The sequence below is a fragment of the Woodsholea maritima DSM 17123 genome, from assembly GCF_000382325.1.
GTDB lineage: Bacteria > Pseudomonadota > Alphaproteobacteria > Caulobacterales > Maricaulaceae > Woodsholea > Woodsholea maritima.
Genome location: NZ_KB908057.1, coordinates 490,181 through 503,050 on the forward strand (window position 1 = coordinate 490,181; position 12,870 = coordinate 503,050).

At 53.6% G+C, this 12,870-nt stretch carries 12 protein-coding genes; all 12 read left to right on the forward strand.

Going from position 1 to position 12,870, the window contains the following annotated elements:
• The 12 genes from cydB (at position 1) to H151_RS0107970 (ending at position 12,868) form a co-directional block, all read left to right on the forward strand.
• A complete protein-coding gene (gene cydB / locus H151_RS0107910) occupies positions 1 to 1,137 on the forward strand; it encodes a cytochrome d ubiquinol oxidase subunit II (RefSeq protein WP_019961116.1) in 1,137 nt (378 codons plus the stop codon).
• A 9-nt stretch (positions 1,138 to 1,146) separates the two neighbouring features.
• Positions 1,147 to 1,275, forward strand: a complete 129-nt coding sequence (gene cydX / locus H151_RS0107915; protein ID WP_019961117.1) for a cytochrome bd-I oxidase subunit CydX — start codon at positions 1,147 to 1,149, stop codon at positions 1,273 to 1,275.
• 178 nt (positions 1,276 to 1,453) lie between these two features.
• Positions 1,454 to 3,271, forward strand: a complete 1,818-nt coding sequence (locus tag H151_RS0107920) for a long-chain-acyl-CoA synthetase (RefSeq protein ID WP_019961118.1) — start codon at positions 1,454 to 1,456, stop codon at positions 3,269 to 3,271.
• Positions 3,271 to 3,858 carry a DUF924 family protein gene (locus H151_RS15890; RefSeq protein WP_019961119.1) on the forward strand — a complete coding sequence of 196 codons (588 nt, stop codon included), beginning with the start codon at positions 3,271 to 3,273 and terminating at the stop codon, positions 3,856 to 3,858. Before H151_RS0107920 ends, H151_RS15890 begins: the two co-directional genes overlap by 1 nt.
• Positions 3,859 to 4,018: 160 nt before the next feature.
• Positions 4,019 to 4,261 carry a hypothetical protein gene (locus H151_RS0107930; protein ID WP_019961120.1) on the forward strand — a complete coding sequence of 81 codons (243 nt, stop codon included), beginning with the start codon at positions 4,019 to 4,021 and terminating at the stop codon, positions 4,259 to 4,261.
• A 94-nt stretch (positions 4,262 to 4,355) separates the two neighbouring features.
• A complete protein-coding gene (locus H151_RS0107935) occupies positions 4,356 to 5,315 on the forward strand; it encodes an alpha/beta hydrolase (protein WP_019961121.1) in 960 nt (319 codons plus the stop codon).
• Between the two features lie 19 nt (positions 5,316 to 5,334).
• The gene (locus H151_RS15895; protein ID WP_019961122.1) at positions 5,335 to 6,783 is read left to right on the forward strand and encodes a protein adenylyltransferase SelO family protein; all 1,449 of its coding nucleotides are present in this window, start codon (positions 5,335 to 5,337) and stop codon (positions 6,781 to 6,783) included.
• Positions 6,780 to 7,574: a peptidoglycan editing factor PgeF gene (pgeF, locus tag H151_RS0107945; protein WP_019961123.1), complete on the forward strand. Its 795-nt coding sequence runs from the start codon at positions 6,780 to 6,782 to the stop codon at positions 7,572 to 7,574. Before H151_RS15895 ends, pgeF begins: the two co-directional genes overlap by 4 nt.
• Before the next feature lie 122 nt (positions 7,575 to 7,696).
• Entirely contained in the window at positions 7,697 to 9,241 is a 1,545-nt protein-coding gene (locus tag H151_RS17025; protein WP_019961124.1) for a PAS domain-containing sensor histidine kinase, read from the forward strand.
• An 11-nt stretch (positions 9,242 to 9,252) separates the two neighbouring features.
• Positions 9,253 to 9,657, forward strand: a complete 405-nt coding sequence (locus H151_RS0107955; RefSeq protein ID WP_233354546.1) for a response regulator — start codon at positions 9,253 to 9,255, stop codon at positions 9,655 to 9,657.
• A gap of 332 nt (positions 9,658 to 9,989) precedes the next feature.
• Positions 9,990 to 12,209: a TonB-dependent receptor gene (locus tag H151_RS0107965; protein WP_019961127.1), complete on the forward strand. Its 2,220-nt coding sequence runs from the start codon at positions 9,990 to 9,992 to the stop codon at positions 12,207 to 12,209.
• A 278-nt stretch (positions 12,210 to 12,487) separates the two neighbouring features.
• Positions 12,488 to 12,868, forward strand: coding sequence for a helix-turn-helix domain-containing protein (locus H151_RS0107970; RefSeq protein WP_019961128.1), 381 nt, complete (start codon positions 12,488 to 12,490; stop codon positions 12,866 to 12,868).
• Positions 12,869 to 12,870 lie beyond the last annotated feature (2 nt).

Consider the following 12,870-nt stretch of genomic DNA (forward strand, 5'->3'; position numbering starts at 1 on the left):
ATGGAAATCCCGTTTTCTTATGAAACTTTGCGTGTGATGTGGTGGGCCTTGATGGGGATTATCCTCATCGGATTTGCCATCACGGATGGCTTTGATATGGGCGTTGCGGGGCTGCTGCCCTTCGTGGCCAAGACCGATGCAGAACGGCGCGTGGCGATCAATACCATCGGCCCGGTCTGGGAAGGCAATCAGGTGTGGTTGATCCTGGGCGGCGGTGCGATTTTTGCCGCCTGGCCGTTGGTTTATGCGACTGCGTTCTCAGCCTTGTATCTCGCGATGTTTGTGATTCTCGCCTCCTTGATCCTGCGCCCGGTGGGGTTCAAATATCGCTCCAAACGTGAGGATAAGCGCTGGCGCGCGTTCTGGGATTGGGCGCTGTTTACCGGCGGCTTTGTTCCGGTCCTTCTCTTCGGGGTGGCAGTAGGTAATGTCCTGCAAGGACTTCCCTTCCGCCTGGATGCGGATATGCGTGTTCATTGGGAAGGCTTCTTCTTTGGCTTGCTTAACCCCTTCGCGCTTTTATGTGGTCTCTTATCGGTCTCGATGTTGTTCCTGCATGGGGCAGCCTGGCTGGGTCTAAAAGTGGAGGCGGGACCATTGAGAGAACGCGCGCGCACCTATGGTCAGGTCTTCGCCATCCTCTCGCTCATCTTATTCGCGATTGGCGGGGTCTGGGCGAGCCGTTTGGGCTATGTCGCCGTGACGCCCGACATTGCCGGGCCGTCTAATCCCTTGATGACCAGCGCAGAGGCCGTACCCGGCGGCTGGTTTGCCAATTATGGGCGCTATCCTTGGATGGCCTTGGCCCCCATTCTGGGCTTTGTCGGGGCTGCGATCGCTTTTGTCGGGCTAAGAGTGCGCAGTGACGCGCTGGCCTTTACGGGCTCTAAAATGTCGGCCGTGGGGATTATCGCGACCGTGGGGGTTTCGATGTTCCCCTTCATCATTCCCAGCTCTATTGATCCTAGCTCCAGCCTGACGGCGTGGAATGCGTCATCAAGCCATTTGACCTTGTTTATCATGCTGGTGGTGACGGTGGTGCTGCTGCCCATCGTGCTGGCTTATACCGCCTGGGCTTTCAAGGTGATGTGGGGGCGGGTCGGCGAAGATGATATTCACCAACCTGGGGCCTATTAGGAGGATAGAATGTGGTATTTTACCTGGATTTTGGGCCTGGGTCTGGCCGCCAGTTTCGCGATTCTCAACGCCATGTGGCATGAGCTATCTTTGAGTGACCAAGGCGATCGCGGCCACTCTGTTGATGCGGCCGAGTAAAAACATCCGGTCAAAGAGGGGGTAAAGCAAAGCTTTTCCTCCTCTTTTTGCGAAAAGTCTTTGAATTTTCTTATGTGAAGGGTCTTTACCCGCAAGGCCCGCTTGACCCCAACCGCCAGCCTTTTACTGTCATCCCCGATAACAAGGTGATCATGAAATCACTGGGGAGGAAAACCGTATGGGCCTGTTTCAAGCGATTAAGCGTGAGTGGTTTTATACCACCGAGTTTTTGCGCATTCTGCGTACCTTAAAAACCATCAAGCCCGACGGGGACTTTCTAACCCCTGATCTTCTGGAACGCACGGTCGATAAATTCGCCGCGCGCCCTGCCTTTATCGGTGAAGAGGGCGAGGTGAGCTATCGCGACTTCGATGCGCGCGCCAATCAGATCGCCCATTGGGCGCTGGCCCAGGGCCTGAAACCCGGTGATACGGTCGCGCTCTATATGGGTAATCGCTGGGACTATATTGCGTGCTGGTTTGGCCTCTCAAAAGTGGGGGTCGTGGCTGCGCTGATCAATACTCATGTCACCAGCAAGCCTTTGGCCCATTGTCTGAATATCTCAGATGCTCACCATGTCATTATGGATGGCACGATGGTGGGGGCCTATGCCACGGCGTGCGAGCTGATCGATTGCCATCTCACCCCTTGGGTGCTGGATGGGGCGCATCAGGCGCTGCCAGGGGGGCAGAATTTTAACGCAGCTTTGGACGCGCAATCAAGTGAACGTCCAGACCGCGCTCATCGTAAAGGCCTCACCGCCAAAGCGCCCTGTCTTAAAATGTATACTTCGGGCACCACGGGCCTGCCTAAAGCTGCGATTATGGCCCATACCCGTGCGATGTATTATCTGATGGCGCACTCGACCTCTGCCGGGGCCAAGCCCAGTGACCGTATGATCATGGTCTTGCCCCTTTACCACGCCACGGGGGGCCTGTGTGGGGTGGGCTGTGCGCTCGCCTATGGCGGGGCGTTGATTATTCGGCCGAAATTTTCCGCCTCGCGCTTCTGGGATGAGGCCATTGAGTATGGCGCGACCATGTTCATGTATGTGGGTGAGCTATGCCGCTTTCTGGTCAGCGCAGAAGAAAAACCTCAAGAGCGCCAGCATAAAATCCGTGTTGCCATCGGCAATGGCTTGCGCCCGGATGTCTGGACCCGCTTTGTCGAGCGCACGGGTATCCCACGGATTATGGAATTTTATGGCGCAACCGAAGGCAATGTCGGCCTGGTTAATCTCGATTCAAAACCCGGTGCGATTGGCCGCATCCCGCCCTATTTGAAATTCCGTTTCAATCTGGATCTGGTGAAGTTTGATGTCGCCACCGAAGAGCCCATTCGCGACAAGCATGGGCGCTGTATCCCATGTGGTCCCGATGAAGTGGGTGAGGGCGTCGGCAAGATTGATCCCAAAGATCCCCGTTTCCGCTTTGATGGCTATGGCGATAAAAAAGCGACGGAAAAGAAGATCCTGCATGATGTGTTCAAGCCTGGTGATCTTTATTTCCGCACCGGCGATCTGATGCGCCGCGATAAGCTGGGCTATTATTATTTCATGGACCGGGTGGGCGACACCTTCCGCTGGAAATCAGAAAATGTCGCGACGTCAGAAGTGGCTGAAGCCATTGGCATTTTTCCCGGCGTAGAACAGGTCGTCGTCTATGGGGTAGAGATTGCGGATAATCCGGGTAAAGCCGGTATGGCTGCGCTGGTGATCAATGATAAATTCGATCTCAACGCGCTTCATGCCCATGTCCATAAAGAGCTGCCCCCCTTTGCGCGTCCGCTCTTTTTACGCATTAAAACCAAGGGTATGGACGAGCATACCACGGGTACCTTCAAGGCGCGCAAGGTGGAGCTGGTCCAAGAGGGCTACGACCCCGCCAAGATTGACGAACCGGTCTATTTCGACGATTGCTCAGGCGAGCCGGGCCAGTATGTGGTGCTGACCCCAGAGCTAAAAGCCGATATTGAAAGCGGAAAGGTGCGAATCTGATGTCTATGCTCACGCCTGATGATTGCCTTGATTTTTGGTTTGAAACCGGACGCGGGCGCTGGTTTGCTCAAGACCGCGCCTTTGATGCCCGCATTCGCCGGTGCTTTGGCAGCCTTGTGCGTGATCTGGAGCGGATGGACGATGTTTTCGCCCATCCCTGGATGATCAGCGCGGAAGGGGCTCTGGCCCTGATCCTGGCGCTGGATCAATTCCCGCGCAATATTTATCGCGGCACGGCCAAGGCGTTTGAGCTGGATTATAAAGCCCTCGACGTGGCCCATTCTGCCCTGGCGCAAGGGGCCGATTGGCCTTTCGTGGATGAGGCGCGCTCCTTTTTCTATATGCCTTTCATGCATGACGAGACCTTGTCTTCGCAAGATTATTGCGTGTCCTTGTGTGTAGAGCGTTTGGGTATTGATCACCCCACGACCCAACATGCGCGCGCCCACCGGGATGTGATTGTGCGCTTTGGTCGTTTCCCGCATCGCAATGGCGTTCTGGGCCGGACGTCGAGCCCGGAAGAGCTAAAATTCCTGGCCGAAGGCGGCTATGCCCCAGATCGCAGCGCAACGGCAAAAATCGCCTAACAGGCAGGCTTTGCCGGGAAAATCGCGCGCAGATCATCGCTAAAGATCTATAAATTCCTAGTCTTATCAGGGGCGCGGCTTTGGCCGCGCCTTTGCACTCTCTTCACTCAAAACATCCCTGCGGCGGTCTTTGCCGATTATAGCTTTTGAGTGATTTTTGATGTCGCATATCTCGCGCCGCTTTGTCCGGACCCATATTACCCCTGAAGATTTTCGTCAGATCGCCTGGACTTTGGTCGATCGCCATGGCGCGCGGGCCTTGGGCTATGCGGAAATGGCGGTGGATGAGTTGGAAGAAAAGGGCGAATGGGCCTCGGCCGAGGCTTGGCGCGTCCTGCATTCTGAGATCCAGGATGCTTTGATCGCCCCGACGGGGGAATTTGCGCCCATCGTTGTGAATTAATCCTTCTAGGATTTCGCCGCGTTTTCTTTTAAGCTTTGTGCAGCGCACAAGGTGGGTGGTGTGCCTGAGTTTTATCAAACAAAGGTCGAGGGATATGAGCCAGGATCTTGCGCCGCCATCGTTTTTTATTGATCTGATTTCAAAGTCGGGCCTGTCGGATCAATTCGGTCCGCATAAGACCGTGCCGCAATTGCGCGAAAGCCTGCGCAGTTTCACCAAATATGTTGAGCTGGATGCCCCCGCGGTTGAGCGGGTTGAGGATATAGAGATTGCCGGCGGGGATGGCCCGCGCCCGGCGCGGATCTATATTCCGCTCAGCGTGCCGAGCTTTGGCCCGATCTTGATCTTTTTCCATGGCGGCGGCTTCATGCTGGGCGATCTGGAAACCTATGATCCTTTATGCCGCCGCTTGGCGGCGGCTTCCGGCATTCGCGTGATCTCCGTCGATTATCGTCTGTGCCCAGAGCATCCCTTTCCGGCCGGGGTTGAGGATGCCATGGCGGCCTTTGAAAGCATTCGCGATGGGGCCTTGATTGCCTATGGCGTTGATCCCAAGCGTCTGGCGGTTGGCGGCGATTCTGCCGGGGGCAATTTGGCCGCCGTGTTGGGTCAGCATTATCGCGATCAGATCAGCTTTCAAATGCTGCTCTATCCGGTCATGCAATTGGTGCAGACGAAGAAATCCAAGGCGCGTTTTAGCGATATTCCGGTTCTGGCCATCGAGACCCTGGCCCAGATCCGCCATAATTATTTGACCGATCCCGACCAAGCCTTTGATACGCGGGTCTCGCCCTTGTTTAATGACGACCTCAAAGCCATGCCAGCGACTTATCTGATGGCGGCGGAATTTGATCCCTTGTGTGATGAGATCGAAGCCTATGGCGATAAATTAGAAGCCATGGGCAATCGGGTGGAGCGCAAGGACTGGCCCGCCCATCCCCATGGGTTTTTGAGCCTGACCCGGGTCTTCCCCAAAGGTAAGGACGCGTTGGAGCATGCCGCCAAGGCGCTGCAAAACGCTTTTGCACCTCAAGCCACTTGTCAGCCTGCTTAAACGACCTTAGCTGCTAGGCATGGTCATGCTGACATCTGCCTATAGCTCCCATCCGGTCTTTGCCGCGCTGGGGGATGAGTATTCGGACCGGGTTGAACCGGCTGATTTTCCTATGGCGAATTTGCGCTATTGGAATGGCGATTGGGCCCACGCGGTGGGTTTGGGCGCGTTGAGCGATGCGGATAAAGCGCGCTTTTTCCATCGTTTTGAAGCCCTGCCGGATAATCAGGATGGCCCGCGGGCGCTGCGCTATCACGGTCATCAATTTCGCGTTTATAATCCGCAGATTGGTGATGGTCGTGGCTTTCTTTATGCCCAACTTAAAGACGAAGTCGGACGGCTGTTGGATCTGGGCACGAAAGGTTCAGGCCAGACCCCCTATTCGCGTCAGGGTGATGGGCGCCTGACCTTAAAAGGGGCGGTGCGTGAAATTCTCGCCACTGAAATGCTCGAAGCGCTGGGCGTTTACACCTCAAAGACCTTTGCGGTGTTTGAAACCGGTGAGGCGCTGCATCGCGGTGATGAGCCTTCGCCCACGCGATCAGCGGTTTTGACCCGTCTGCAACACTCTCATGTGCGCTTTGGCATGTTTCAACGCCATGCTTATTTTGATCGCCCGGATCTGATTGAAGGCCTGATGAACTATGCCATCGCGCATTTTTATCCTGAGATCACGGTGGAAGGCCCCGCGCGCGCGTGTGCATTTTTAGAGCGCGTGTGCGCCGCCTCGGCCCGCTTGGCCGCGCAATGGATGGCAGCGGGCTTTGTTCATGGCGTGCTTAACACTGATAATCTGGTGGTGACGGGTGAAAGTTTTGACTATGGCCCCTGGCGCTTCCTACCCCATTTTGAGCCGGGTTTTACAGCCGCTTACTTTGATGAGAGCGGGCTTTATGCCTATGCCCGCCAACCCGAAGCGGTGTTTTGGGCCCTGCAACAGCTTGCGGGCGCTTTAAGCCTGATCGGCGCGCGCGAGGGCCTGATCGGTGCGCTGCAAACTTACCCTGAGATGTATAAGCGTGAGGTTGCCCAGGCCTTCCATACGCGCTTAGGCGTGAACCCCTTGGGCGATGCCAGCGATAGCGCGCTGGTCAGTCATATGCTGGACTTTATGCGCGAAAGTCAGATTCCCTTCGAAGCGATGTTTTTTGATTGGTTTGGCGGAGCGCTGAGCCAAGCCCGCGCTATGGCGGGCCCGCGTGCGGGGCTTTATCAGGGCGAAGCGTTTGAGGCCTTTCATGAAGCGTTGTTGGCGCGCGACAGCGAACGCCCGGCGCGCTTGGACCATAGCTATTTCCAGCGAGAAAACCCTGTGGCCATGACAATTGATGTCGTTGAGGGGCTGTGGGCCCCCATCCATGAGCGTGATGATTGGTCGGCTTATGAGGGCGTGCTGCATGCGATCGCCCAGGCGCGTGCGGGCTATGATCTGGGGTCCGGGCGCGTTGGCTTTCGGGGTGAAGGATGAGCGCTTTACATCTGATCGAAACGCCCGATTGGGCCGATTTACCGATCCGTCATGGGTTTACCACGCGCCTGGGCGGGGTCAGTCTGGGGCCTTATCAGGGGCTCAATCTCTCCTGGTCGCGCGGCGATGATAAGGCCCATATCACCGAGAACCGCGCGCGTGTCACCCGCGCTTTGGGGGTGGAGCGTCTGGTCTTTGCCAATCAGATCCATTCGGCCACGGTGCTCAAGGTCGATCATGCACCCACGGATGTCTGGTCGGTGGGCGAGGGTGATGCCCTGATTACTGATCGTCCCGGCCTGGGCCTGTGCGCGCAGACCGCCGATTGCGTGCCGATCTTGCTTTATGACCATAAAAACCATGCCTGTGCGGCGATCCATTCGGGCTGGCGCGGGACGGTCGCGAATATTATCGCCGCGACAATTACCGCGATGGGCGCGGCCTATGGTACGCGTGCGGCGGGGCTTCACGCGAGCATCGGACCGGCCATTACCAAAGCTCATTACCGGGTCGGGCCAGAGGTTTTAGAGCAGTTTGAAGCGCTATTTGGTTCCTTAGATGACACTCTGATCGGAGCCAAGGACGAGGCGGGCGGCGCGGGCCTGGCGGTGAGTGAAGCCTGTCGGCGTCAACTGATCGAAGCGGGTATCTGTGCGGACAAGCTCCACCATCATGATTTATGTACTTATGCGCGCGGGGATTGGTTTTTCTCGTGTCGGCGCGCGGGCGCACACGGCCATCCCGGTCAATTTGGCGGGCAATGCGCTATAATAGCTCTTGATAAACGATGAGAAGCCGTTTCCTATAAGACTTGAGTGCGGATTGTATACACTTAAGGCCGCCTTATCGTGCGGGGTTTCTCCCCACCTGTTCTCGCACGCTGTGTTCACGCCCCTAAAGGGAGGCCTTCGCCATGAAGCCTGAAGGGACGACAGATCCGAATGAGCATTATCTCAAGACCGAGTTCTATGAGACCTTTACACGTGATTTCGAAGTCATTGAATTTTTAAAGGCGGGCTGTCTGGATGGGGTCTGGTATTGGGATTTAGAAAACCCCGATCAGGAATGGATGAGCCCCAAATTCTGGTCTACCCTGGGTTATGATTATCGCGATAAAGCCCATTCGCCTGAAGCTTGGCAGGGTTTGATCCATCCCGATGATCTTAAAGTGGCCCTGGATAATTTCCATCAACACTGCGCCGATCCCAACTATCCTTATGATCAAATTGTACGCTATCGCCATTCCAACGGATCCACGGTGTGGGTCAGGTGCCGTGGCATCGCCATTCGTAAACCCGATGGCACGCCGGTCCGCTTGTTGGGTGTGCATACCGATGTCACCGCGCTGAAAGAGGCGGAAATAGAACTTCAGACCAAGAATGATGAGCTTGCTGCGACGGCGCGCACTCTGGCTCAGCGTGAAGGCGATCTCCAGCTGATCATTGATAATATGCCGACGATGATTTGGTATAAGGATGAGCATAACACGATCCTGCGCGCCAATAAGGCGGTCGCAGACTCGCTCGGCTTAACCACCCAGGATCTTGAAAACGCTGATACCTATGCGCTGCATCCCGAAATGGCGAAGACATATCATGACGATGATCTGGCGGTTTTAAGCGCCGGTAAAGCGCGCCATGGCATGGTTGAAGTCTATGAGGGCGAAGATGGTCAGCGCCATTGGGTTTCGACCGATAAAATTCCTCTCACTACCACGCGCGGTGAACGCACCTTATTGGTGATTGCGCGTGATGTCAGTGATCTGAAACAACGCGAAGAGCGTTTGGATAAGAGCCTGCGCGATTTTACTTTTGCAGCTTCGCATGATCTGCAAGAGCCTTTGCGCCGGGCCATGTTACTGGCGGATACAATTCGCAAAGACTTAAATGAAACAGGGTCTGTGACCAGCCAAGTCGCGCTTAATCAATTATTGTCTGGCCTGTCGCACATGCGGGTGTTGGTGAAAAATCTGTTCGTCTTGGCAAGTTTGAATACTGAAACTTTGAACAAAACCTCTGTCGATCTCAATCACGTGCTCGACGAGGCTCTGACGCGCCATAAAGATCTTTTGGCGGATAATAAAGCGGAGATTGATCGACCGAATTTACCGACGATCTCTGGTGAGCGCGATCTGTTGGTTCAAGTTTTCTCCAATTTGATTTCTAACGCGTGTCTTTATCGTTCCAGTGCGCCGTTAAAGATTGCCCTTGAAGTCGAACTGTGTCCTGAAACCCATGACGTGAGCATCATCTTCAGTGATAATGGCGCAGGGATAGCCCCAGAGCTTCAGGAAAAAGTGTTTGAGCCCTTCAGACGCCTTCATCACGCCCATGAGCGCGAAGGTATTGGTTTAGGTCTTGCGATTGCACGACAAATTGTTCACCTTCATGAGGGTGAAATAAAACTGGATCCAAACTATCGTGACGGATCACGATTTTTAATAACACTTCGCGGATGAAAGAGGGGCGTATGAGCTATCGTATTTTGATTGTGGAGGATGATCCCCTGGATAGTCATCTGATCACCAAGGCCCTGCAATCTGCTCAGCCTGATGCTGTCCTTGACTATGCCCAGGATGGCGAAGAGGCGCTGGAGCATCTGTCTAAATCGCCTTTACCGTCTTTGATCGTTCTCGATCTCAATATGCCACGCATGGATGGCCAGACATTTTTAGCGCGGGTTAAGGGCGATGAGACGTTGCGTAAAATTCCCACGCTGGTCTTATCGACCTCAGATAGTAAGCGTGAAATTGATGAGTGTTATAAGCGCCACGCCAACGCCTATTTGGTAAAACCCGACTCGCTCGATGGCTATAATCGGATCGCAGGGCGGGTGCGCGATTTCTGGATGGAAGAAGTTCGCCTCGCAGTGTAAAACGCCATTAATTAATGGGTTTATGCAATCTTGAGCCGTAGAGGGCGTTGATAGAAAGGCGGACATTGCCCAGTATATGCGTATCATGCAAAGAGTGGTGCAATAATGCAACTTGCCGCATGTGGCGCTATTGCTTTTTGGCAACGCATTGAAGAGGCTCGATTATTTTTGCGAGAAATGTCCGTGCACCCAAGATGTGAGGGGGCATTCGCTCTAACAATCTGAAAGTTTAACCTTTCTGGATATGAAATTTCACAAAACTGTAGTGGAATTTCGCAGCCGCACAAATATGGTCCGCCCGCTTTATACCCATATGGTTCAGGGGGACTTCCATGCCATTCTTCAAATCAGGCCTGTTGGCCGGTGCTGCGATCATCGCGCTGGCCGGTGTTGCTCAGGCACAAGAGACTGCCCGTTTGGAAACGATCGTTGTGACCGCTCAAAAGCGTGAGCAGGACCAACGCGAGGTTCCATTTTCAATTGCGACCCTGTCGGGTGAGCAATATGACACGATTTTTGCCGCTGGCGGTGACATCATCGAGCTGGGTGCGCGTATCCCTAGCGTTTATGCTGAAACCTCTAACGGTCGTTATGCGCCGCGTTTCTATATCCGTGGCTTTGGTAATGTTGACTTTGACTTTACCGCATCTCAGCCTGTTTCAGTCGTTCAAGACGAAGTGGTTCTGGAAAGCGTTTACCTCAAAGGCTTTCCTATGTTCGACGTCAAGCAGATCGAAGTTCTGCGTGGCCCACAAGGGACGTTGTTCGGTCGCAACACTCCTGCCGGTGTGATCAAAATCGACACGGTTAAGCCAGGTGATGCGTTCGAAGCGAATTTCACCGCTGCTTATGGCTCTTTTGATACCGCGCGTGTCGAAGGCGGCGTCACCTATCCTGTCATGGATAACCTGTCTGTACGTGTGGCGGGTTTGGTCAATTCACGCAATGATTGGATCGACAACGCCAACCAAAACACCAATTTCGCCAGCAATGAAGGCGATGATTTGGGTGGGTATAAAGATGTTGCCGTTCGCGCGCACATCGCATGGGAGCCGATTGAAGGCCTCTCAACTTTGACCACTTTGCAATACCGCGAGCTGGATGGCACCTCGACCTTGTTCCGTGCCAACATCCTCAACAAAGGCTCTAACAAGCTGAATGATCGTTTTGATCGTGACACGGTCTTCTTCGATGGCGGTCGTAACCACTTCCAATATCAAGAGACTTATTCTGCGTCTTTCCGCGCTGATTATGATCTGGGCTTTGCGGATCTGACCTCTATCACGGCGTATTATGAAGGTGATAGCGCGGGCAATGGCGATATCGATGGTGGTTTGGTGGGCAATACCTCACAAACCGGTTTTGTGCCTTTCCCATCTGAATCCGGTACGCTTGACAGCGATCTGCAACAATACACCCAAGAAATCCGTCTTTCTAACCATGAAGGGCGTTTGGGTTGGCAGGTCGGTGCTTTCTTCTTCAAAGAAGACATCCGTTTGATCAGCGCCTCTTTCAATGGTTTTGGTGCGCCAGCACCAACCATCGTGACCGATCTGAAGCAAACCAGCACCGCTTGGGCGATCTTCGGTCAAGGCGAGTATGCGGTGAATGACCAGCTGACCATCACGGCGGGCTTGCGCTACACCGACGATGATCGTGATTTTGCCGGTTACCGTACTTTCCCCGCCACGCGTTTGTTGGCTGTCTCTGATGAAGCTTCAGACGAGCAGATCAGCTGGGATCTGAGTGCGCTTTATGCTTACAACGATGATGTCAACCTGTATGCACGTGTTGCGCGTGGTTACCGCGGGCCTTCTATCCAGGGTCGTATTAACTTTGCCGATACCGTGACCAAAGCTGATTCTGAGACCGTAACGTCTTTCGAAGTCGGTATGAAATCAGAGCTCATGGATGATCGTCTGCAGTTTAACGCGGCCGCTTTCCGTTACATCGTGAAGGACCAACAATTCACCGCGATCGGTGGTGATGGTAACTTCAACCGCTTGATTAATGCTGATGAAGGCTTGGGCTATGGCGTCGAGCTGGAAACCATTTACGCTGTAACCGACAATTTCACTCTGACCGGTGGTTTCAGTTGGAATAAAACCGAAATCCGTGATGATAATCTGCGCGTTGCCTATTGCGGCGGCGGTTGTACGGTAACGGATCCAACCGTGGTTGTAGGTGGCAAATCTGTTGCTGAAATCAACGGCAACCCATTCCCGCAAGCTCCAGATATCATTGCGAACATTACTGCTCGCTATGCGATCCCTGCAGGCAATGGTGAGTTTTACGCCCTAGGTGATTGGAATTACCAAGGTCGGACCAATTTCTTCCTGTATGAATCAAAAGAGTTCAACTCGAAAGGTAATCATGAAGGCGGTCTGCGTTTGGGTTATGTCAAAGATGATGGCTCTTGGGACTTCTCTGTTTTCGCGCGTAACATCACGAACGAGAAAAATCTCTTGGGTGCGATCGACTTTAACAACCTGACGGGCTTCGTGAACGAGCCTCGTACTTTGGGTGTTGAGTTGAAAGCGCGTTTCAACTAAGACGCACTTTCAAGTAGAGATTGAGGGCTGTCCTAATTCTAGGGCAGCCCTTTTTTCTGGCCATTTTAAATATTCATAGTAATATATGCTTTACATAGCGCTTACATGTTTATTAATAATATGTGATATAAATTATAAGTATCTGATTTTCCATATTTCATTTGATTTCTTTGGCGCGATACTAATGCGCGGTAGCCTTTTTTCTATTGTCTATATTTTTATCACCTTGGACATCTGGCCCCTCTATTATTGTTTTTTATGAGTAGAGTGGAGCTCAAATGGAAAGTGAATGGGCAGGGCGTTTACGCCAAATTCGTCGTCAACATCGGCTTACGCAAGAGGCCTTGGCCAGTGAGCTGGAAGTGAGCCAGGCGTTGATCTCGCGCCGGGAGAGCGGTGAGATTGTACCCGGGCGCAGTAATCGTGAAAAACTCACGCGTTATTTAGAAGATCCGCGCCATGTATCACCCTATCGCCGCTTGCGATTGATGACCCAGTTGAATCCGAGTTTTAGCGCTATTTTAGAGCGTCGGGCAATAAATAGCCTGGTACTGGCTGAGGTTAGTCAGGGTCTGCGAGACAATTCCCTGACAATGCACGCTATGGTGAGTTGGACGGGCAGTAGCCTTGTGCGGTTTGATCAACCCGTAAACGGATAACC